At 59.9% G+C, this 20,708-nt stretch carries 19 protein-coding genes (1 of these 19 cut by a window edge); 6 read left to right on the top strand and 13 right to left on the bottom strand.

Translation table 11 applies throughout. The annotated features are described in order from the left end of the window. The first annotated feature begins 185 nt into the window (after window positions 1-185). Window positions 186-920, top strand: a complete 735-nt coding sequence (locus tag LOY43_RS03375) for a helix-turn-helix transcriptional regulator (RefSeq protein WP_093430305.1) — start codon at window positions 186-188, stop codon at window positions 918-920. Window positions 921-1,060: 140 nt separating this feature from the next. Continuing rightward, window positions 1,061-2,443: an MFS transporter gene (locus LOY43_RS03380; RefSeq protein ID WP_220557576.1), complete on the top strand. Its 1,383-nt coding sequence runs from the start codon at window positions 1,061-1,063 to the stop codon at window positions 2,441-2,443. A gap of 204 nt (window positions 2,444-2,647) precedes the next feature. Here LOY43_RS03380 and LOY43_RS03385 read toward each other — a convergent pair whose 3' ends face one another. The 3 genes from LOY43_RS03385 to LOY43_RS03395 all read right to left on the bottom strand — a co-directional run bounded on the left by LOY43_RS03385 (window position 2,648) and on the right by LOY43_RS03395 (window position 5,862). Next, a complete protein-coding gene (locus LOY43_RS03385) occupies window positions 2,648-3,601 on the bottom strand; it encodes an adenosine deaminase (RefSeq protein WP_095047396.1) in 954 nt (317 codons plus the stop codon). An 80-nt stretch (window positions 3,602-3,681) separates the two neighbouring features. Further along, window positions 3,682-4,647 (bottom strand): 2-oxoglutarate and iron-dependent oxygenase domain-containing protein, encoded by a 966-nt coding sequence (locus tag LOY43_RS03390; protein ID WP_258709197.1) that lies wholly within the window; start codon window positions 4,645-4,647, stop codon window positions 3,682-3,684. Window positions 4,648-4,788: 141 nt separating this feature from the next. Further along, the gene (locus tag LOY43_RS03395; protein ID WP_093430367.1) at window positions 4,789-5,862 is read right to left on the bottom strand and encodes a BMP family ABC transporter substrate-binding protein; all 1,074 of its coding nucleotides are present in this window, start codon (window positions 5,860-5,862) and stop codon (window positions 4,789-4,791) included. A 286-nt stretch (window positions 5,863-6,148) separates the two neighbouring features. Here LOY43_RS03395 and LOY43_RS03400 point away from each other — a divergent pair, with 286 nt between their 5' ends. Continuing rightward, a complete protein-coding gene (locus LOY43_RS03400) occupies window positions 6,149-7,240 on the top strand; it encodes a calcium:proton antiporter (RefSeq protein WP_095047398.1) in 1,092 nt (363 codons plus the stop codon). A gap of 129 nt (window positions 7,241-7,369) precedes the next feature. On the opposite strand, the gene LOY43_RS03405 is transcribed toward LOY43_RS03400, so the two are convergent. The 3 genes from LOY43_RS03405 to LOY43_RS03415 all read right to left on the bottom strand — a co-directional run bounded on the left by LOY43_RS03405 (window position 7,370) and on the right by LOY43_RS03415 (window position 10,038). Continuing rightward, window positions 7,370-8,728: an 8-oxoguanine deaminase gene (locus LOY43_RS03405; RefSeq protein WP_095047399.1), complete on the bottom strand. Its 1,359-nt coding sequence runs from the start codon at window positions 8,726-8,728 to the stop codon at window positions 7,370-7,372. 250 nt (window positions 8,729-8,978) lie between these two features. After that, window positions 8,979-9,665 carry an SDR family oxidoreductase gene (locus LOY43_RS03410; RefSeq protein WP_086935984.1) on the bottom strand — a complete coding sequence of 229 codons (687 nt, stop codon included), beginning with the start codon at window positions 9,663-9,665 and terminating at the stop codon, window positions 8,979-8,981. Window positions 9,666-9,687: 22 nt separating this feature from the next. After that, window positions 9,688-10,038, bottom strand: a complete 351-nt coding sequence (locus tag LOY43_RS03415) for a MerR family transcriptional regulator (protein WP_093430322.1) — start codon at window positions 10,036-10,038, stop codon at window positions 9,688-9,690. 84 nt (window positions 10,039-10,122) lie between these two features. On the opposite strand from LOY43_RS03415, the gene LOY43_RS03420 reads away from it, so the two are divergent. After that, window positions 10,123-10,557 carry a hypothetical protein gene (locus LOY43_RS03420; protein ID WP_095126151.1) on the top strand — a complete coding sequence of 145 codons (435 nt, stop codon included), beginning with the start codon at window positions 10,123-10,125 and terminating at the stop codon, window positions 10,555-10,557. Between the two features lie 58 nt (window positions 10,558-10,615). On the opposite strand, the gene LOY43_RS03425 is transcribed toward LOY43_RS03420, so the two are convergent. From LOY43_RS03425 to LOY43_RS03455, 7 genes are all read right to left on the bottom strand, one after another. Next, window positions 10,616-11,542: an ABC transporter permease gene (locus LOY43_RS03425; protein ID WP_064118442.1), complete on the bottom strand. Its 927-nt coding sequence runs from the start codon at window positions 11,540-11,542 to the stop codon at window positions 10,616-10,618. Further along, complete coding sequence (locus tag LOY43_RS03430; protein ID WP_258709198.1) at window positions 11,542-12,648, bottom strand: ABC transporter permease; 1,107 nt, start codon at window positions 12,646-12,648, stop codon at window positions 11,542-11,544. The genes LOY43_RS03425 and LOY43_RS03430 overlap by 1 nt, the downstream gene beginning before the upstream one ends. 13 nt (window positions 12,649-12,661) lie before the next feature. Then, window positions 12,662-14,209, bottom strand: coding sequence for an ABC transporter ATP-binding protein (locus tag LOY43_RS03435; protein ID WP_095126085.1), 1,548 nt, complete (start codon window positions 14,207-14,209; stop codon window positions 12,662-12,664). 618 nt (window positions 14,210-14,827) lie between these two features. After that, the gene (locus tag LOY43_RS03440; protein ID WP_258709199.1) at window positions 14,828-15,409 is read right to left on the bottom strand and encodes a YigZ family protein; all 582 of its coding nucleotides are present in this window, start codon (window positions 15,407-15,409) and stop codon (window positions 14,828-14,830) included. A 7-nt stretch (window positions 15,410-15,416) separates the two neighbouring features. Continuing rightward, on the bottom strand, window positions 15,417-16,067 hold the full coding sequence (locus tag LOY43_RS03445; protein WP_064387743.1) for a TetR/AcrR family transcriptional regulator: 651 nt from the start codon (window positions 16,065-16,067) through the stop codon (window positions 15,417-15,419). A gap of 88 nt (window positions 16,068-16,155) precedes the next feature. Next, the gene (locus LOY43_RS03450; protein WP_258709200.1) at window positions 16,156-17,544 is read right to left on the bottom strand and encodes a uracil-xanthine permease family protein; all 1,389 of its coding nucleotides are present in this window, start codon (window positions 17,542-17,544) and stop codon (window positions 16,156-16,158) included. Window positions 17,545-17,675: 131 nt separating this feature from the next. Next, window positions 17,676-18,596: a LysR family transcriptional regulator gene (locus tag LOY43_RS03455; protein ID WP_064387741.1), complete on the bottom strand. Its 921-nt coding sequence runs from the start codon at window positions 18,594-18,596 to the stop codon at window positions 17,676-17,678. A gap of 138 nt (window positions 18,597-18,734) precedes the next feature. On the opposite strand from LOY43_RS03455, the gene LOY43_RS03460 reads away from it, so the two are divergent. Together LOY43_RS03460 and LOY43_RS03465 are read left to right on the top strand one after the other, a co-directional pair. Beyond that, window positions 18,735-20,084, top strand: coding sequence for an aspartate aminotransferase family protein (locus LOY43_RS03460; RefSeq protein ID WP_095047404.1), 1,350 nt, complete (start codon window positions 18,735-18,737; stop codon window positions 20,082-20,084). 76 nt (window positions 20,085-20,160) lie between these two features. Further along, window positions 20,161-20,708, top strand: the beginning of a protein-coding gene (locus LOY43_RS03465; RefSeq protein WP_258709201.1) for a CoA-acylating methylmalonate-semialdehyde dehydrogenase. Its footprint extends 946 nt past the window's final position; 548 of the gene's 1,494 nt are visible here — the first part of the coding sequence; it begins with the start codon at window positions 20,161-20,163; the stop codon falls past the right edge of the window.

The raw sequence follows: 20,708 nt of genomic DNA on the forward strand, positions 1-20,708 counted from the left end.
TCGCACCGCGTCGCCAGTCTTCGAGTGACGGTCGCGCAACTGCTGCGGGTTCTGTGCCGGAGCAGGCTGCGTCAGTGGCTTGCCTCGCCCCGGTTCATGGCGATTTTCGCGTCTTGGCCGATGACTGATTACCGGCCAAGATGTCTCCGAGCAGTAGACGATACGATTCAACAGGGAGTGAACACATGGAACATGCACCTTGCATCAGCCAGATCGCCACGTTGCTGGCCGACCCCAAGCGCAGCGCGATGATGTGGGCGTTGATGGATGGCTCGGCCCGGCAAACCGAGGAGCTTGCGCTACTGGCAGGGCTGTCGCCATCGTCGGCCAGCGCACATCTGGCGCGGCTATCCACGGGTGGTCTGTTGAAGGTCGAAGTCCGTGGTCGCAAACGCTTTTTCCGTCTCTCGGCACCGGAGGTCGGTGCTGCGATAGAAGCATTGGCCAGCGCCACCATCGCCAGTGCTCCACGGGAAATTCCCGAGGTCTTCAAACGCACCACCCCCATGGCCAAACCGCAAACCGCGCCGTCCTCATTGTTGCGCGCGCGTTTTTGCGATGACCACCTCGGCGGTACGCTGGCGGCGGACCTGTATCAGCGCTTGCTCGATGCTGGCTGGATCGAACAGCTTGAACAACGCGTCGTGGTGACCCACAAGGGTTCGAAACTGTTGGCTGGACGTGGCGTGTTCATTCAGGCGTTGGCCCATCGCAACGTGCAAGTGGCGTGTGCTTGTCCAGACTGGAGCGAACGTCGTCCGCACATGGGGGGATCACTCGGCGCCGCGTTATTGCAGTTGTTCATGCAGTCCGGCTGGCTGACCCTGCCCAACGACTCGAGAGCTTTGCAATTGACCGCCACCGGCCAACGGGAGCTGCACCGTTTCGCCAAGGAAACCGAGCTGGAAATGGCGTTGTAGAGCACTCGCAATCGACGTCCGGAACTGCGTAAGCGCTTCTGGCGTCGCCCGCGACTGCGAACAGGTCGTATCCAGCACTAACGCCGTTTCGCTATCAAGCACACTCGATCCGGGGATATTTTTCGGATGGGGGAGGTGGCATGGAGACTCACGGCTACAGCGCGGCAGAACGTCTGGAACGACTGCCGATCAGCGGTTATCACCGGATTATTTTCATCATCATCGCCTTGGCGTTTTTCTTCGACTCCATGGATCTGGCGATGATGACCTTCCTGCTCGGCTCGATCAAAGCCGAGTTCGGCCTGAGCAGTGCGCAAGCGGGATTGCTCGCCAGTTCGAGTTTTTTCGGCATGGTGCTGGGGGCGTCGCTGTCCGGCATGCTCGCCGATCGCTTCGGGCGTAAACCGGTGTTTCAGTGGAGCATCGTGCTGTGGGGGGTGGCCAGTTATCTGTGCTCGACAGCGCAAACGGTCGAAACGCTGACGCTGTTTCGCATCCTGTTGGGGATCGGTATGGGCATGGAATTTCCGATCGCCCAGTCGATGTTGTCCGAGCTGATTCCAGCGCAGCGCCGCGGACGTTACATCGCGTTGATGGACGGCTTCTGGCCGCTCGGCTTCGTTGCTGCCGGCGTGCTGTCCTACTTTCTGCTGCCGCTGATTGGCTGGCGCGACATCTTTCTGGTGTTGGCGGTGCCGGCGGTGTTCGTACTGGCGATCAGGTTTTTCATTCCTGAGTCACCGCGCTGGCTGGAACAGGCCGGAAAACATGAGGCGGCAGACAAGGTATTGAACGGCATAGAGGCGCGGGTGCGCTCGTCGCTCGGTGGTGCCGCGCTGCCGGAACCGATTCGATTGCCGCGTACCGTGACGCCGCCGGGCAACTTCTTTGCGGCGCTGAAACAGATCTGGTCGCCGCAGTATCGCCAGCGCACGACGATGCTCTGGAGTCTGTGGTTCTTTGCGCTGCTCGGCTTTTACGGGCTGACGTCGTGGCTCAGTGCGCTGTTGCAACAGTCGGGTTTCGCGGTGACGCAGTCGGTGTATTACACGGTGCTGATTTCCCTGGGCGGGATTCCCGGGTTTCTCATGGCCGCATGGCTGGTTGAGCGCTGGGGGCGCAAACCGGTATGCATCGTGACGTTGCTCGGCGGAGGTGTAATGGCGTTTTTGTATGGGCAGAGCGCGGTGTTTGGCGGCAACGTGGCGCTGCTGATCGGCACCGGGTTGCTGATGCAGTTTTTCCTGTTCGGCATGTGGGCGGTGCTCTATACCTATACGCCGGAGCTTTATCCGACGTCGGCGCGGGCGACCGGCTCGGGCTTTGCCTCGGCGATTGGCCGCGTGGGTTCGCTGCTCGGGCCGTTGGTGACCGGACTGGTGTTCCCGATTACCGGGCAGGGCGGGGTGTTTGCGCTGGGCGCGGCGTGCTTTGCGATTGCGGCGGGCGTGGTGTGGCTGTTCGGGATGGAGACGCGAGGGAAAACCCTGGAAGAGCTGACCGAAACCCAAATCCCAGGCTGAACAAAGAACCCACTGTGGGAGCGAGCCTGCTCGCGAAAGCGGAGTGTCATTCAACGAAAATGTTAACTGACACTCCCTCTTCGCGAGCAGGCTCGCTCCCACATGGGTACTTCGGTGTTGCTTAGGGTTTTACCAGTCGCGCATCCAGGCTGTTCTGCGCCAAACGCTTGGCCTGATCCTCCCACATGGGTACTTCGGTGTTGCTTAGGGTTTTACCAGTCGCGCATCCAGGCTGTTCTGCGCCAAACGCTTGGCCTGATCCTGGGTCATGCCCAAATGTTCATGCAGCGCGTAGAAGTTCTCGGTCACATAACCACCGAAGTACGCCGGGTCATCGGAGTTCACCGTGACCTTCACGCCACGCTCGAGCATGTCGAGGATGTTGTGCTGCGACATGTGATCGAACACGCAGAGTTTGGTGTTCGACAGCGGGCACACGGTCAGCGGGATTTGCTCGTCGATGATCCGCTGCATCAGACGCTCGTCTTCGATGGCGCGCACGCCATGGTCGATGCGCTGGATTTTCAGCAGATCGATAGCTTCCCAGATGTACTCCGGCGGGCCTTCTTCGCCAGCGTGGGCAACGGTCAGGAAACCTTCGTGGCGGGCGCGATCAAACACGCGCTGAAACTTGCTCGGCGGGTGGCCCATCTCGGAGCTGTCGAGGCCGACTGCGACAAACGCGTCACGGAATGGCAGTGCCTGGTCCAGAGTTTTCTCGGCTTCTTCTTCGCTGAGGTGGCGCAGGAAGCTGAGGATCAAACCGCTGGTGATGCCCAGTTGCTGCTCGCCATCCTTCAGTGCTGCGGCGATGCCGTTGAGCACCACTTCGAATGGGATGCCTCGATCGGTGTGGGTCTGCGGGTCGAAGAATGGTTCGGTGTGAATCACGTTCTGCGCTTTGCAACGCAACAGGTAGGCCCAGGTCAGGTCGTAGAAATCCTGCGAGGTGCGCAATACGTCGGCGCCCTGGTAATACAGGTCGAGGAATTCCTGCAGGTTGTTGAAGGCGTATGCCTTGCGCAGGGTCTCCACGTCGCTCCACGGCAGGGCGATCTTGTTGCGCTCGGCCAGGGCGAACAGCAGCTCAGGCTCCAGCGAGCCTTCCAGATGCAGGTGCAGTTCAGCCTTGGGCAAGGCGTTGAGCCAGTCGTACATATTCTTTTCTCATCAGGTGCAATGACGGCATTCTACAGATGCTCGCCGAAACAATTGGCAAAACCTGACCAAGCGATCCATCACACGGCTTCTTGCTCGCGGCGATAGGCGTAGGTATCGGCGAAGCGCGAGAGCAGGAATTCGGCGCAGGTGGTCGTCGGATATTTCGCCGGATGCTGTGCGTCCTGACAACCCGGCAGGCATTCGATGCGGGTGTCCGGATGCGGCTCGGCGAAGAACGGCATCGAGTAGCGATCCACGCCGAGCGGGCTGATCACCCGGTGCGGGGTCGAGCGATAACGGTCGTTGCTCCAGCGCGCCATCATGTCGCCGAGGTTGACCACGAAGGTGCCGTCGATGGGCGGCGCGTCGATCCATTCGCCTCGCACGTTCCTGACCTGCAAGCCACCGGCGCTGTCCTGATAGAGCAGGGTGATGCAGCCATAATCGGTGTGCGCGCCGGCGCCTTGCTGCTCGGCGGAGCTGGCAGTGTGACGCGGTGGGTAATGGATCATGCGCAGGACGCTGACGGGATCATTGAAACGGCTGTCGAAGAAGTCGCGTTCGATGCCTAGCGCGAGGGTCATCGCCCGCAGCAGGGTTTGCGCGAGGGCCTGCATGTCGAGGTAATGCTGCTCCATCAACTCAGGCCATCCGGTCTGCGCGGGATGACGGTTCGGCCCGCGTAACGGTTTTTCGGCGAGCACGTCGGGATGATTGGCCGGCATGTGCAGACCCATGTCGAAGGTTTCTTTGAGGTCGCTGGGTTTGCTCGGGTCGAGTTGCTCGGTGGCGATGGCGCCGTAGCCACGATGGTGGCGGGTCTGGGTGATGTCGATCTTGAGTTTTTCCGCTGCGGGCAGGGCAAAAAAACGCTGAGTCTGATCGAGCACGGCGTCGATGCGCTGCGCTGAAATCGGATGACCCTTGATGTAGAAAAAGCCCCATTCGCGGCAGGCCAGGTCGATTTGCGCGGCGACGGCGGGCCAGGCGTTTTCATCGGCGGAGTAGAGCGGGCTGATATCGATGATCGGAAGCTGATCCATTTCGCATTCTCTATTGTGATCGTTCCCACGCTCCGCGTTGGAATGCCTCAATGGACGCTCTGCGTCCGCTTTTGGCAGGGACGCGGAGCGTCCCGGGCGGCATTCCCACGCAGAGCGTGGGAACGATCGGGGTCAGGTGGCTTACTTCGGCATCTCGGCCTTCATGCCTTCAACGTAATAGTTCATCGACGCCAGTTCCGCAGTGTTCGCACTCACACCCGCCGGGATTTTCTCGACCCCGGCCTGATCCTTGATCGGCCCGGTAAACGGCTGCAATGCACCGCTCTTGATGTCGGCGATGATCTGCTCGGCCTCGGCTTTCACCGGCGCTGGCACCAGATCGCTGATCGGCAGTTCAACCGTGCCTTCCTTCAACCCGCCCCAGTAATCCTGAGGTTTCCAGCTGTGATCGATCACACTCTGCGTTGCCTGAATGTAGTGCGGCGCCCAGTCGTTGACGATCGACGTCAGCACGGCTTTCGGCCCGAAATGCGCCATGTCCGAGGCGTAACCCACCGCGTACACGCCACGACGTTCGGCGGCTTGAATCGGCGCGGGGCTGTCGGTGTGCTGGAACACCACGTCGACACCCTGATCGATCAGCGCGTTGGCCGCGTCGGCTTCCTTGCCTGGGTCGAACCACGAGTTGACCCACACCACTTTGATCTCGGTTCCGGGGTTGTACTTGTTCAACGCCAGTTGAATCGCGTTGATATCGCGGATCACCTCGGGGATCGGGAACGAAGCGACGTAACCGATTTTCTTGGTCTTGGTCATCTTCGCCGCAAGGAAACCGCCGACGTAGCGACCCTCGTAAGTGCGCGCCAGATAGGTACCAAGGTTCTTGTCCTGTTTGTAGCCGGTGGCGTGTTCGAAGGTCACCTTGGGAAATTGCTTGGCGACTTTGACGGTGGGGTTCATGTAGCCGAAGGAGGTGGTGAAGATCAGGTCGTATTTGTCCTTGGCCATGTTGCGGATCACCCGCTCGGCGTCGGCGCCTTCGGCGACGTTCTCGACGTAGTTGGTGGTGATCTGATTGCCGAATTTTTCCGCGAGGGCCTTGCGCCCCTGCTCATGCTGATACGTCCAGCCGTGGTCACCGATCGGTCCGATGTAGACGAAGCCGACCTTGAGCGGATCGGCAGCGCTGGCGCTCAGACTGATCCCCAGACCGAGGGCGGCGCACAGCAGTTTGTGCAGCGGACGTATTTGCATGAATTCGAACTCCATTTTGTTGTGTGTGGTCAGGGCCAATGCAAATTGCTGACCAACAGGACAACAAACCTTCCGAAACCGCGGTGCGGCCTTCGCGAGCAGGCTCGCTCCCACCTTCGAGCGCATTCCCCTGTGGGAGCGAGCCTGCTCGCGAAGAGGCCGGTGAGGCCAATAAAAGGGCACCTGCCAAACTCGCTGCTATTCGCTGGTGCGCTAAGGTGTAACGAAACGTTAGCGCCGCCCTGCAGTCAGTAGCTCATTCGCACTCTTCGGCAAAAGGCCCGCCATGCTCACAATTCTCAAGCAAGAAAGCTTTCTGCTGCTGGCAGTCATCGCCGCGTGCGTTGCCTATCCGCTGGAACACTGGCTGCTGCACAGCGGCCAGATCGTCGCGCTGCTCGGCGGTCTGGTGCTGATCGCTTTCATCGTCGCCGCCTCGATGCGCGTCGCCCATCACGCCGAATTGCTCGCGGAAAAGGTTGGCGACCCTTACGGCACGATGATCCTCACGCTTGCGGCCGTGCTGGTCGAAGTGGTGATTCTCGCGATCATGATGAGCAACGAAGCGTCGCCCACGTTGGTGCGCGACACGATCTATTCTGCCGTGATGCTCGACATCAACGGCATCCTCGGCCTCGCCGCACTGATGGGCGGGATCAAACATGGCGAGCAGTCCTATAACGACGATTCCGCGCGCAGCTACAGCGTGATGATCCTCACCGCCATGGCGGTGTCGATGGTGGTGCCGGAGTTTATTCCCGAGGCCAACTGGAAGATTTATTCGGCGTTCACCATCGGCGCGATGGTGGTGCTTTACGCGCTGTTTCTGCGCATGCAGGTCGGCCCGCACAGTTACTTTTTCAGCTACAGCTATCCGGACAAGCGCCGCAAGAAAGAACCGCAGGACGCGCAGGCGAATGCACCGAGCATCGGCCTGTCGATCGGCATTCTGGTGTTTGGCATTGTGGTGATCGGCGCACTGGCCGAAGTGATGTCGAAGACCCTCGATCTGGGCCTGGAAGGCACGGGCGCGCCGCCGGTGATCACGGCGATTCTGGTGGCGGCGATTTCCGCCGCGCCGGAGATTCTCACCGCGTTGCGTGCGGCACTGGCCAACCGTATGCAGTCGGTGGTGAACATTGCGATGGGCGCGTCATTGTCGACGGTGATTCTGACGGTGCCGGTGATGGAAGCAATGGCCCTGTATACCGGTCAGCCGTTTCAGATGGCGATGACACCGGTACAGACGGTGATGATCTTCATCACGCTGATCGTCAGCGCGATCAACTTGAATGACGGTGAGACCAATGCCATCGAAGGCATGACCCACTTCGTGCTGTTCGCGACCTTCATCATGCTGTCTCTGCTGGGCCTCTAGCTACGGGTGATCGTTCCCACGCTCCGCGTGGGAATGCCGCCATGGACGCTCTGCGTCCGCCGCTGGGACGCGGAGCGTCCCGAGATGCATTTCCACGCAGAGCGTGGGAACGATCATATGGGGAGGGGATCAGGTACCGGCGATCAACTGGCGTGCCGCTTGGCTGTGATCGGCGATCAGGCCTTTCAGATCAAGACCCTCAACCTGGCCATCGACCACGCGCCACTTGCCGCCAATCATCACCCGATCCGCACGATCGGCACCGCACAACAGCAACGCCGAAATCGGGTCATGGCTACCGGAGAAGCGCAGCTCATCGAGCTTGAACAACGCCAGATCCGCCTGCTTGCCCACCGCCAGCTCACCAATGTCGGTGCGCCCCAACAGACTCGCCGAACCTTTGGTCGCCCAGCCCAGCACGCGTTCCGGGGTGATCTTCTCGGCGCCGTAACGCAGACGCTGGATGTACAACGCCTGACGCGCTTCGAGAATCATGTTCGACGCATCGTTGGACGCTGAACCGTCGACGCCCAGACCAAACAGCGCACCCGCGTCAGTCAGATCGATACTTGGGCAAATGCCGGAGGCCAGACGCATGTTCGAACTCGGGCAATGGCAAATACCGGTGCCGGCCTGGCCGAGACGCGCGATTTCGTCCGGGTTGAAGTGGATGCCGTGGGCCAGCCAGGTGCGCGAGCCGAGCCAGCCGACGCTGTCGAGATAGTCGACGGTGCGCAGGCCGAAACGCTGCAGGCAGAAATCTTCTTCATCGAGGGTTTCGGCCAAGTGCGTGTGTAGACGCACGTCCAGATTGTTCGCCAGTTCGGCGCTGGCCGACATGATTTCCGGGGTCACCGAGAACGGCGAGCACGGCGCCAGCGCGATCTGGATTTGCGCGCCATCGCCACGTTCGTGGTACTCGTGAATCAGGCGCTGACTGTCGTCGAGAATCACCTGACCCTCCTGCACGGTCTGCTGCGGCGGCAGACCGCCGTCCTTCTCGCCGAGGCTCATCGAACCGCGAGTGAGCATGGCGCGCATGCCCAGTTCACGCACGCTTTCGACTTGCACATCGATGGCGTTTTCCAGACCGTCCGGGAACAGGTAGTGGTGGTCGGCCGCAGTGGTGCAGCCCGACAGCAGCAGTTCGGCCAAAGCGACTTTGGTGGCGAGCGCGAGTTTTTCTGGCGTCAGGCGCGCCCAGACCGGGTACAGGGTTTTCAGCCACGGGAACAACGGCTGATTGACCACCGGCGCCCATGCGCGAGTCAGGGTTTGATAGAAGTGATGGTGGGTGTTGATCAGGCCCGGCAGGATCACATGTTCACGGGCATCGAACACTGCATTGCACGGCGCCGACGGCTGTTGGCCAGCGGCGAGGACTTCGACAATGACACCGTCTTGCACGACAAGACCGCCACGGGCATCAAGCTCGTTGGAGGTGAAAATGGCGAGGGGATTTTTTAACCAGGTACGGGTCGCGGGCATGCTGCCGGCTCCTCTGAAAATGGGGTTCAGGGTTGCCAGCTCAGTGATGCCCTGTCTGCTGATCCAGGGTCGCCGCGAGGGACGAGGTGCGCAGTTTCAAACAAATTGCCACGCCGGGCAAGCCCAACCCGACAGGACAACATCACCAAAATACACAACCCCTGTAGGAGCTGCCGAAGGCTGCGATCTTTTGATCTTAATAAAAATCAAAAGATCGCAGCCTTCGGCAGCTCCTACAGGGGATCATCAATTACCAGGGAATCGTTTCGCCCTTGTAATTGATGAAGTGATGTCCGCCCTTGCCGGTGTACGCATTCACCTGATCAATCAATCCACGGGTGCTGGTTTCCACATCAAGGTCAGCCCCTTCGCCGCCCATATCGGTCTTCACCCAACCCGGATGCAGCGACAACACGGTCATTTTCTGCTCGCCCAATTGCGTGACAAAACTGTTGGTCATCGAGTTCAGCGCAGCCTTGCTGGCCTTGTACAACGCCAGCTCCGGTGCGTCGGGTACGGTGACGCTGCCCAGTCCGGAACTCATGAACGCCAGCACGCCGCTGCCATCGCGGATTTGCCCGACAAACCGCTGGGCCAGATTGATCGGCGCCACCGCGTTGGTGAAAAACAGCTGACCGACTTCAGCCAGTGTCGCGCCGCCCGGGGTCTGATCTGCCGGGCCTTTGACCCCGGCGTTGACGAACAGCAGGTCAAATGTTTCGCCCTTGAGCTGCTGACTCAGGGCGATCACCGCTTGCTGGTCATCCATGTCGAGCTTCTCGATCCGCACCTTGCCCAGCGCTTGCAGCGCCTCGGCGTTTTGCGGATTGCGCACGGTGGCGGTGACTTGCCAGCCGTCGGCCAGCAGGGTTTTCACCAGACCGAGGCCAAGGCCCCGGGAGGCGCCGATGATCAGTGCGTTTTTTGCAGACATGATGGGCTTCCTTGATGAATGAGGATCATGGATTCAATGGACAGGCCTGACCGAGGCGAAGTTGCAACTCTTGCCGCAGCGTGTCGAGCTCGCGCATTCGGGTTTCGATCAGTTGCAGTTTGTCGCGCAGCAACTGCGCCACGGCGTTGTCCGGGTTGGGGGCGTTCCACAGCGCGGCAACGCTGTCACTGATCTCGCCGAGGGTAAATCCCAGGCGTTGCGCGGTTTTGATATAGAGCACCAGTTGCACCATGTCTGGCGGATAGTCGCGGTAACCGTTGGCACGGCGTTGCGCGGCAATCAGCCCGCGCTGCTCGTAGAAGCGCAGCGTGTCACGGCTGACGGCGCAGGCTTGGGCTAGTTCACCGATGCGCATGCGGGCTCTCAAAAAGGCTATTGACCCTGGAGCATACTCCAGGCTTTACCGTGCTTGCTCCCTGGATTTTGCGGAGCATGGATGATGTGGACTTCAACGCAGTATCGCAATGTGGTGCTTGGCAGTGCCTGGTATGACCTGATCGTCACGGTGGCATTTGCCACGCCGTGGAGTTTTGCCGCTTTGCATGGATTTTTGACCGCGCTGAATTTGCCCGGTGAACTGCCGGCGTTTGCGCCTGTGCACCTGTTGATGGCGAATCTGCTGGGCTCGGTGGTGTGCGTGTGGGCGGTGCTGCGGATTCGTGATCCGCAGGCGCTTTATGGACGCTATGACGCGGTGGGGCGGTTTCTGTTTGCGGCTTGGCAGGCGTATGCCTTGCTCCACGGTGCCAGTTCGATTCTGATTGTTTTTCTGGTCTTCGAACTGGCGTGGGGCGTTGCTCAGGTGTTGCCTGTGAGGGCCTCATCGCTGGCAAGCCAGCTCCCACAGTGTCCGAGTAGTGCGCAAAATTTGTGATCAGCACTAAACCTGTGGGAGCTGGCTTGCCAGCGATGGGGCCATTGACATCACTACATTAATGCCCCGCCTGCCAAGGCTGCCCAAGCGAAACCGGCGCATACAATCTTGTGCGCAGCGCATCGCGCGACAACAACACCAACACCACAATCGTCGCCACATACGGCAGCATCGCCAGCAGACTCGACGGAATCGCCAGCCCCAACCCCTGCGCCACCAAGTGCAGGATGCTGGCGAGGCCGAACAAATAAGCCCCGAGCAACAACCGCCACACCCGCCAACTGGCAAATACCACCAGCGCCAGGGCGATCCAGCCACGCCCGGCGGTCATGTTTTCCGCCCACATCGGCGTATACGCCAGCGACAAATAAGCCCCGGCCAACCCGGCCATCGCCCCGCCAAACAGCACCGCCAGCGTACGTACCGTCAACACCGGCAAGCCCATCGCACTGGCCGCATCCGGATTCTCGCCGACCGCTTGAATGATCAACCCGACACGACTTTTGATGATCACCCACGCCACCAGCGCAAACAGCGCGAACGACAGATACACCAGCAAATCCTGAGCAAACAGCATCCGCCCGATCAGCGGAATCTCACTCAGATAAGGAATCGCCAACGGCTCAAAACCGGCCAGTGGTTTACCGACCCAAGCTGCGCCGACAAAGGTCGACAGCCCGACACCAAAAATTGTCAGCGCCAATCCGGTTGCTACCTGATTGGCGTTGAACACCAACGCCACTAGCGCAAACAGCGACGACAACAACATCCCGGCCAGCATCGCCAGCAACACGCCAAGCCACAGGTTGCCGCTGTTGAGTGCGACGATAAAACCGATCACCGCGCCAAACAGCATCATCCCTTCCTGCCCGAGGTTGAGCACGCCGCTCTTCTCGCAGATCAATTCCCCCAGCGCCACCAGCAACAACGGCGTGCCGCAACGCACCATGGCGTAGAAAATATTGCTCAACAGATCGATATCCATCACAGCGCTCCGGCGGTTACGGCGGTGGTCGACGTGCGCTTCACCCAGCGCAGGTTCAGGCGTGGCCGATAGAGAATCAACACGTCACAGGCGAGCAGGAAAAACAGCATCATTCCCTGAAACAACTGGGTGATCGCCTGCGGCATATTCAGGCTCATTTGCGCGCTCTCGCCACCGATGTACAACAGCGCCATCAACAGGCTGGAAAACAGAATTCCGATCGGATTGAGGCGTCCGAGAAACGCCACGGTGATTGCCGCATAGCCGTAACCTGGCGACACCTGCGGCACCAATTGGCCAATCGGCCCGGTGACTTCGCAGACACCTGCGAGCCCGGCCAAGCCGCCGCTGATCAACAGCGCCAGCCAGATCAAACGCTTCTCGCGAAAGCCGACGAACCCCGCCGCGCGCTTGTCCAGCCCAAGCACTTTGATCTGGAACCCGACAAAACTTTTCTGCAACAACACCCACACCGCAACCAGCGCGAGCATGGCGAAATACACCCCGGCGTGCACGCGGCCATCCTCCATCAACAGCGGCAAACGGCTGGCGTCACCGAACATCGCCGACTCGGGAAAGTTGAACCCGGCGGGATCCTTCAGCGGCCCGTGCACGCAGAACAGCAGCAGATTCAGCGCGATGTAATTGAGCATGATGCTGGTGAGAATTTCGTTGGCGTTGAAGCGCGTGCGCAACCACGCCGTCAGCCCGGCCCACGCCGCGCCGGCGAGGGTGCCGGTGAGCAGAATCAACACCAGCGCCCAACGGCTTTGCATATCGATGATGTTCACCGCCAAAGCGCTGCCGGCGAGAGCGCCGAGGAGCAATTGACCTTCGGCGCCGATGTTCCAGATCCGCGCCTGATACGCCACCGCCAGGCCCAGTGCGCAGAGCAGAATCGGCAGCGCCTTGACCAATAATTCGGAGACGCCATACAAATCGCTGACCGGCGCGATCAGTAGCGTGTGCAAGGTTTGCAGCGGGTCGTGGCCGAGAGCGATAAACAGCAGCGAGCCGCAACCGAGCGTCAGCGCCGCCGCCAATAACGGCGAGCACCACAGCATCACGCGCGATTGCTGGCCACGGGGTTCGAGGGAAAGCAGCATGTGGAAAACTCCGTTAAACCGTGGCGGCTGAAGGGGCGTGGTCGAACTGGCCGGCCATCCAGCCGCCAACTTCGCTGAGTTGTGTCTTGCTGGTGTCTTGCAGTGCCGACAAACGTCCACCGCACAGCGCGCCGAGGCGGTCGCTGATCTGGAACAATTCGTCGAGGTCTTCGGAGATCACCAGAATCGCCGCGCCGGCATCGCGCAGCGCGATCAGCGCACGGTGAATGGTCGCGGCCGCGCCGACGTCGACGCCCCAGGTTGGGTGCGCAGCGATCAGCAGTTTCGGTTGCTGAAGAATTTCCCGACCGAGGATGAATTTCTGCAGGTTGCCGCCGGACAAGCTGCGCGCGGCGGTTTGCGTGTCCGGAGTTTTTACGCCGAAGCGTTGAATGATCTGTTGGGCGAGGGCTTCGACTTTACCGCGCTGGATTAGCCCGTTGCTGACCAAGCCTTGCTGGAAAGCCGTCAGCAGGGCGTTGTCCGCCAGACTCAATTCCGGCACCGCGCCGTGCCCGAGGCGTTCGGCGGGGACGAAAGCCAGACCCAGTTTGCGACGGGCATCCGGGCGCAAATCGGCGACGTTCTGCTCAGCGAATCGAATGGTTGCCGCTTCTACCCGAGGCAAGGTGTGTTCGCCACTGAGCAGGGCGAGCAATTCATCCTGACCGTTGCCCGCGACCCCGGCGATGCCGACGATTTCACCGCTGCGCACTTGCACATCAATGTCAGTCAGCGAGCAGCCGAACGGATCCGGGTTGTGCCAACTCAAGCCCTTCACCTGCAAAAACGTCGCGCCGCCGCTGACCTTCGGATAGTCGCCAATCAACGCCGCCGCTTCGCCGACCATCATCTGCGCCAATTGCTGATCCGAGCACTCCGCTGGCAGACAATGCCCGGCCACGCGCCCACCGCGCAGAACAGTCGCGCTGTGGCACAACGCGCGCACTTCAGCGAGTTTGTGGCTGATAAACAGAATGCTACAGCCTTCGGCGGCGAGGCGGCGCAGGGTGATGAACAATTCGCCGGCCTCTTGCGGCGTCAGCACTGAGGTTGGCTCATCGAGAATCAGCAGGCGAATGTCCTGCATCAGGCAACGAATGATCTCCACCCGTTGCCGCTCGCCGATCGACAGGCTGTGGACAAGTCGCTCCGGCTCCAGCGCCATGCCATAACGGCGCGACACTTCACGAATCTTCGGTTCCAGTTGTTTCGGCGTGCCGGCTGCTGCGCCCATCGCCAAAGCAATGTTTTGCGCCACGCTGAGGGTTTCGAATAGTGAGAAATGCTGGAACACCATGCCGATACCCAACTGCCGCGCCTGGGCCGGGTTGCGGATATTCACCGGCTGACCTTGCCAAAGCATCTCGCCGGCATCGGCTTGGGTGACGCCGTAGATAATCTTCATCAACGTACTTTTGCCCGCACCGTTTTCACCGAGCAGGGCGTGAATTTCACCGGGCGTGATGCTCAGGTCGATGGCATCGTTGGCCAGACAACCGGGGTAGCGTTTGCTGATGTGGCGCAGTTGCAGGCGCGGGGTGTTGGAAGCAATTGGCATGACAGGCTCGACTTGCTTGGAGTTGTGCCTGTGGATAAAGCAATTTCCTGGCCATTGAGTCAGGAACGCGAGCGGGCCGCGTGTGGCAGCACTCGGTATAGAGCATTGAAGGCCGAATCACGTACGACGATGGCACCAATTCAGAGCAAAGCCGTTGCTCGGGCGCCAGTTTTGCCCGTCGCGATATGATCAAAAAACGAGCAATCCCTTGGGGGCTAGATGGATCCAGCGACTGCGCCAGCCATGAACGGGTTATCCACAGCTTGTTCCACAGTTATTGTGCGCAAGCTGCAAACCCGGGCATAAGCACTGCGGTGCTTTCTTCTAATGGTGATAAACCGCGCTAACTGACTGTTTCTGTTTGAAAATTTCGTTTCGTCGGGAGAATTGAACGAAAAGTGAACAAACCGCGCAAAGCCACGTGACAGAAGGGTTACAGCGGAATGTACTCAGGTTATCCACAGTCGGGTGCACAGCCGATGTGGGCAACTCTGTGGAATAAGGAAATTCGGGATCGCCCCAAAAGATCGCAGCTTTCGGCAGCTCCTACATTTGAAATGCGTTCCCCTGTAGGAGCTGCGGAACGCTCGGGCCGCGATCGGACGATCTTTTGATCTTTTATCGTTGAAGCAAAATCCGCCCACGACTCAAATCGGCTAGTTGAGTTTGCAAGACATCGATTTGCGCTTCGCCCACCGCCAGCTGCAATTCGACGCCGTTAGCGGTGAAGTTTTCCTCCATAACCAATCCACCCAGCTCGGCCACCCGCAACTTCACCAACGCCAACTCGGCAAACCCGCAAGCGCAACTCAACGGCACCCGGCTGATCAATTCAACCTTGGCCGCCGTCTGCAAACACTTGTTCGCGCCCCCGCCATAGGCCCGGGCCAAACCGCCGGTGCCCAATTGAATGCCGCCGTACCAACGAATCACCAGCACCGCGACCTGATCGCAATCCTGCGCCTCAATTGCCGCGAGAATCGGCCGACCCGCCGTGCCGCCCGGCTCGCCGTCGTCATTGCTGCGATATTGATCGCCGAGCTTCCACGCCCAGCAATTGTGCGAGGCATTCAAGTCGCTGTGTTGCTCGAAGAACGCCTGCGCCTCGGCAGGGCTGCCGATCGGCGTGGCGAAGGTGATAAAGCGGCTTTTGCGAATCTCTTCGCGGTACTCGCAAAAACCGCTGAGGGTGAAAGGCATAAACGTCTTATAGAGGAGGAGTGAGGCCGCAGCCTTTGAGAATGATGCGGATCAGGTTGTTGCCGGCGTCTTCCATGTCTTGCTTGGTCAGCTTGCTGCGACCGCTGACGCGGCAGATCTGCGTCGCAAAGTCGGCATAGTGCTGGGTGCTGCCCCACAACAGGAAGATCAGGTGCACCGGATCGACCGCGTCCATTTTGCCCGCATCGATCCACGCCTGAAACACCGCCGCACGGCCAGTGAACCAGGCGCGGTAATCCTGATTGAAATATTCGGTCAGGCATTCACCACCGCTGATCACTTCCATCGCAAAGATTCGCGAGGCCTGCGGCTGACGGCGGGAGAACTCCATCTTGGCGCGAATGTACCGGGTCAGCGCTTCGGCTGGATCGTCCTCGGCGGTGAGGGTGTTGAAGGTGCTGTCCCACAACTCGATGATGTTGCTCAGCACCGCCACGTACAAGCCAAGCTTGTTGGTGAAGTAGTAATGCAGGTTCGCCTTGGGCAGCCCGGCATTCTGCGCGATGGTGTTCATGCTGGTGCCTTTGTACCCGTGACGGGCGAACTCGTCTTCGGCGGCTTTGAGGATGGTCTCTTCGTTCTTCTGACGAATGCGGCTGGCGGGTTTGCCGCCATGGGCAGGGACTTCAAAGGTCATAGGCACTTCCGGGTTTGTCTGTGGGTGCAACCAGTTGCGTTGATAGCGCACCCACAGGCATCCGACAAGTCCTTGCGCGATAAAACCGTTACGCCTGTTCGATCTTGTTCAGCGGCGCGTGCGCTTCAGCGGCCTCGGTTTTCGACTCCGGCAGCAGCAGGCACAGGATGATTGCGGTCAGGCCGCCGCTGGTGATCGCCGAATCAAACAGGTTCTGCACCAGTTTCGGCAGCAGGTGTAGCAGGGTCGGTTGTGCGGCGATGCCCAGGCCGACGCCGAACGATGTGGCGATGATCAACATGCTGCGTCGATCCAGCGGCGACTGCGCGAGGATGCGCACGCCGGCAGCCGCCACCGCGCCGAACATCACCAGGGTCGCGCCGCCGAGCACCGGTTTCGGAATCTGTTGCAGCACCGTGCCGATCATCGGGAACAAGCCGAGGCAAAACAGAATCGCGCCGATGTACAGCCCGACGTAGCGGCTGGCGACGCCGGTCAACTGAATCACGCCGTTGTTCTGCGCGAACGTAGTATTGGGAAAAGCGCTGAAGGTCGCGGCGATCATGCAACTGACGCCATCGCCGAGTACGCCACCGCGCAGGCGGCTTATATAAGAAGGGCCGCTGATCGGCTGACGGGCGAGCATGCAGTTGGCAGTGAGGTCGCCGACGGTTTCGATGGTGCTGATCAGATAAATCAGCGCGACCGGCAGGAACGCTGTCCAGTCAAAGCTGAATCCAAACCTGAACGGCGTAGGAAAACTCACCAGCGGCAAATCAGGCAACGGTTGCGGCAGCAGTTTCCCACTGAACCACGCGGCCAGGCTGCCGAGCAGCAGTCCGATGATGATCGCCGACAGCCGCACCCATGGCGTATTCGAGCGGTTAAGCAGAATGATCGTCAGCAACACAAACACGCCCAGCGCCAGATTGCCCGGCGCACCGAAGTCCGGCGCGTTGAAGCCACCGCCCAGATCGGTAATGCCGACCTTGATCAGGCTGATGCCAATGAGGGTGATGACGATCCCGGTCACCAGCGGCGTAACCACGCGACGCAATTGACCGATGAAGCGGCTGAGCACGATCTGCACGATTGCGCCGAAAAAGCACACACCGAAAATCATCGCCAGAATGTCTTCCGGGCTGCCGCCGCGCTGCTTGACCAGAAAACCAGCGGAGAGCACCGCACCGAGAAAGGCGAAACTGGTGCCTTGCAGACAGATCATTCCCGCGCCGATCCCGAATGGTCGTCGCGCCTGAATAAACGTGCCGACGCCCGAGACCATCAAGGCCATGCTGATCAGATAAGGCAAATGCGCAGTCAGCCCGAGGGCCGAGCCGATCACTAATGGTGGGGTGATGATGCCAACGAAACTGGCGAGCACGTGCTGCAGCGCGGCAAGAATTGCAGCAGCGGGTTTGGGGCGGTCGTTGAGGCCGTAGATCAGGTCGCTGGACGGTGCGGAATCTGGCTGCATGGCTTAAGGCTTCTTGTTGAAGGATCGGGGTTGATCCTGCACTGCAAAAAGCTGTCCACTTGCTCAGCTTTATCGGCGAATAACCCCAAAATGTAGGAGCTGCCGAAGGCTGCGATCTTTTGAACTTGCTTTCAACGTGTCGCCGCCAGACTCTCCAAAAAGCTTTCCAGCACCAAATGAGGGCGCCGCCCCTTACGCGTGACCGATGCCAGGCTCAGGTCGTAGAAGCGCGTTTGCGATTTCAGCGCACGCAAGCGCCCCTGCTGCACCCAGAGACTGGCGTAGTGATCCGGCAGATAGCCGATGTAGCGTCCGGTCAGGATCAGAAACGCCATGCCTTCACGGTCCGAAGCGCTGGCCGTGCAATTGAGCGCCTGGTAATGCGCCTGAATATCCGCCGGCAAACGAAAAGTCGGCGCAATCGCGTCCTGACTATTCAGGCGCTCGTCATCGAGTTGCTTGTCATCGACATAAAACAGCGGGTGACCAACAGCGCAATAAAGCAGCGAACGCTCGCTGTACAACGGCTGATATTCCAGACCCGACAACGCACTGGCCTGCGGTACCACGCCGACATGCAGACGCCCATCGAGCACGCCTTGCTCGACTTCATTGGGCGCAATCATGCGGATCTGGATCTGCACATCCGGCCCGCGTTCCTTTAACTGAGCGAGGGCGTGGGTGATGCGCATGTGGGGCAGGGTGACGAGGTTGTCGGTCAGGCCAATGATCAACTCACCCCGCAGATGCTGGTGCAGGCCGTTGACTTCGGTGCGAAAGCTTTCCAGCGCACTTAACAGTTGCAGTGCCGACTGATACACCTCGCGACCTTCCTCGGTCAGCGAAAACCCGGCTCGACCACGCTGGCACAGACGCAAACCGAGGCGCTGCTCCAGATCGCTCATCTGTTGGCTGATCGCTGAGCGACCGATGCCGAGCACGGTTTCCGCTGCCGAGAAGCCGCCGCACTCCACCACACTGCGAAAAATCCGCAGCAAGCGGATATCAAAGTCACTCACCTGGGCCAGCGGATCGGGGCGACGGCTGCTCATCTTATTGTTCTCATTGTTTAGCAAAGTTCTAACTGAAGGTTAGAAGAGTTGAATTTCACCGACTTTATCCCCGTGGCAATTTAGCTGCAACAACGCTTTTTATCTCCCTGACGCTTATGCCCTGCGAGGTTTTGCCCGATGAACATGCCTGAAAACGCGCCGTCGCCACTGGCCAGCCAACTGAAGCTGGACGCGCACTGGATGCCGTACACCGCCAACCGCAACTTCCAGCGCGACCCGCGACTGATCGTTGGTGCTGAAGGCAGTTGGCTGATCGACGACAAAGGCCGCCGGGTATACGACTCTTTGTCCGGGCTGTGGACTTGCGGCGCCGGCCACACCCGCAAGGAAATTCAGGAAGCGGTTTCCAAACAGTTGGGCACCCTCGATTACTCGCCGGGCTTCCAGTACGGCCACCCGCTGTCGTTCCAATTGGCCGAGAAGATCACCGAGCTGACCCCGGGCAACCTCAACCACGTGTTCTTCACCGACTCCGGTTCCGAGTGCGCTGACACTGCGGTGAAAATGGTCCGTGCCTACTGGCGCCTGAAAGGTCAGGCCACAAAAACCAAAATGATCGGCCGTGCCCGCGGCTACCACGGTGTGAACATCGCCGGCACCAGCCTTGGCGGCGTCAACGGCAACCGTAAGCTGTTCGGTCAGGCGATGATGGATGTCGATCACCTGCCGCACACGCTGCTGGCGAGCAATGCCTTCTCCCGTGGCATGCCGGAGCAGGGCGGTATCGCCTTGGCCGATGAACTGCTGAAACTGATTGAGCTGCACGATGCTTCGAATATCGCCGCGGTATTCGTAGAGCCTATGGCCGGTTCCGCTGGTGTACTGGTTCCGCCACAGGGTTACCTGAAACGTCTGCGCGAAATCTGCGATCAGCACAGCATCCTGTTGGTGTTCGACGAAGTGATCACCGGTTTCGGCCGCACCGGCAATATGTTCGGCGCCGACACCTTTGGCGTGACCCCGGATCTGATGTGCATCGCCAAGCAAGTCACCAACGGCGCGATCCCGATGGGCGCGGTGATTGCCAGCTCCGAGATCTACCAGACCTTCATGAACCAGCCGACCCCGGAATACGCCGTGGAATTTCCACACGGCTACACCTACTCGGCACACCCGGTGGCTTGTGCCGCTGGCCTGGCGGCTCTCGACCTGCTGCAAAAGGAAAACCTGGTACAGAGCGTTGCAGAAGTCGCACCGCATTTTGAAAACGCGCTGCACGGGCTGAAAGGTTCGAAGAACGTTATCGACATCCGTAACTTCGGTCTGGCCGGTGCGATCCAGATTGCCCCGCGTGACGGTGACGCCATCGTGCGTCCGTTCGAAGCCGGCATGGCCCTGTGGAAAGCCGGGTTCTACGTACGCTTCGGCGGCGACACCTTGCAGTTCGGCCCGACTTTCAACAGCAAGCCACAAGACCTCGATCGTCTGTTCGACGCGGTCGGCGAAGTGCTGAACAAGCTCGACTGATTTTTCCTTCTATATATACCTACAAAAACGGGCACTCCTTAACGTGTGCCCGTGGACAAGAATTCAGGAGTTTTCGATGAGCGTTATCCCGCATTTGATCAATGGCGAACTGGTGACCGAGAACGGTCGCGTGGTTGATGTGTTCAATCCGTCCACTGGTCAGGCTATCCATAAGCTGCCACTGGCCAGCCAGGCCACCATCCAGAAAGCCATCGATGCCGCCAAGGCTGCGTTCCCGGCCTGGCGCAACACGCCACCGGCCAAACGCGCCCAAGTGATGTTCCGCTTCAAGCAACTGCTGGAGCAGAACGAAGCACGCATCTCGCAATTGATCAGCGAAGAACACGGCAAGACCCTGGAAGACGCCGCCGGTGAACTGAAGCGTGGTATCGAGAACGTCGAGTTCGCTTGCGCTGCCCCGGAAATCCTCAAGGGCGAGTACAGCCGCAACGTCGGCCCGAACATCGACGCATGGTCGGACTTCCAGCCGCTGGGCATTGTTGCCGGTATCACCCCGTTTAACTTCCCGGCCATGGTGCCGCTGTGGATGTATCCACTGGCGATCGTCTGCGGCAACTGCTTCATCCTCAAACCGTCCGAGCGTGATCCAAGCTCGACACTGCT

Source organism: Pseudomonas sp. B21-041, assembly GCF_024748675.1.
Taxonomy (GTDB): domain Bacteria; phylum Pseudomonadota; class Gammaproteobacteria; order Pseudomonadales; family Pseudomonadaceae; genus Aquipseudomonas; species Aquipseudomonas neuropathica.

Bases quoted from the DNA above. Each gene is read 5' to 3' on its own strand.
- LOY43_RS03375 (WP_093430305.1), top strand. From the start codon at position 186: ATGGAACATGCACCTTGCATCAGCCAGATCGCCACGTTGCTGGCCGAC.
- LOY43_RS03380 (WP_220557576.1), top strand. From the start codon at position 1,061: ATGGAGACTCACGGCTACAGCGCGGCAGAACGTCTGGAACGACTGCCG.
- LOY43_RS03385 (WP_095047396.1), bottom strand. From the start codon at position 3,601: ATGTACGACTGGCTCAACGCCTTGCCCAAGGCTGAACTGCACCTGCAT.
- LOY43_RS03390 (WP_258709197.1), bottom strand. From the start codon at position 4,647: ATGGATCAGCTTCCGATCATCGATATCAGCCCGCTCTACTCCGCCGAT.
- LOY43_RS03395 (WP_093430367.1), bottom strand. From the start codon at position 5,862: ATGCAAATACGTCCGCTGCACAAACTGCTGTGCGCCGCCCTCGGTCTG.
- LOY43_RS03400 (WP_095047398.1), top strand. From the start codon at position 6,149: ATGCTCACAATTCTCAAGCAAGAAAGCTTTCTGCTGCTGGCAGTCATC.
- LOY43_RS03405 (WP_095047399.1), bottom strand. From the start codon at position 8,728: ATGCCCGCGACCCGTACCTGGTTAAAAAATCCCCTCGCCATTTTCACC.
- LOY43_RS03415 (WP_093430322.1), bottom strand. From the start codon at position 10,038: ATGCGCATCGGTGAACTAGCCCAAGCCTGCGCCGTCAGCCGTGACACG.
- LOY43_RS03420 (WP_095126151.1), top strand. From the start codon at position 10,123: ATGTGGACTTCAACGCAGTATCGCAATGTGGTGCTTGGCAGTGCCTGG.
- LOY43_RS03425 (WP_064118442.1), bottom strand. From the start codon at position 11,542: ATGGATATCGATCTGTTGAGCAATATTTTCTACGCCATGGTGCGTTGC.
- LOY43_RS03430 (WP_258709198.1), bottom strand. From the start codon at position 12,648: ATGCTGCTTTCCCTCGAACCCCGTGGCCAGCAATCGCGCGTGATGCTG.
- LOY43_RS03435 (WP_095126085.1), bottom strand. From the start codon at position 14,209: ATGCCAATTGCTTCCAACACCCCGCGCCTGCAACTGCGCCACATCAGC.
- LOY43_RS03440 (WP_258709199.1), bottom strand. From the start codon at position 15,409: ATGCCTTTCACCCTCAGCGGTTTTTGCGAGTACCGCGAAGAGATTCGC.
- LOY43_RS03445 (WP_064387743.1), bottom strand. From the start codon at position 16,067: ATGACCTTTGAAGTCCCTGCCCATGGCGGCAAACCCGCCAGCCGCATT.
- LOY43_RS03450 (WP_258709200.1), bottom strand. From the start codon at position 17,544: ATGCAGCCAGATTCCGCACCGTCCAGCGACCTGATCTACGGCCTCAAC.
- LOY43_RS03455 (WP_064387741.1), bottom strand. From the start codon at position 18,596: ATGAGCAGCCGTCGCCCCGATCCGCTGGCCCAGGTGAGTGACTTTGAT.
- LOY43_RS03460 (WP_095047404.1), top strand. From the start codon at position 18,735: ATGAACATGCCTGAAAACGCGCCGTCGCCACTGGCCAGCCAACTGAAG.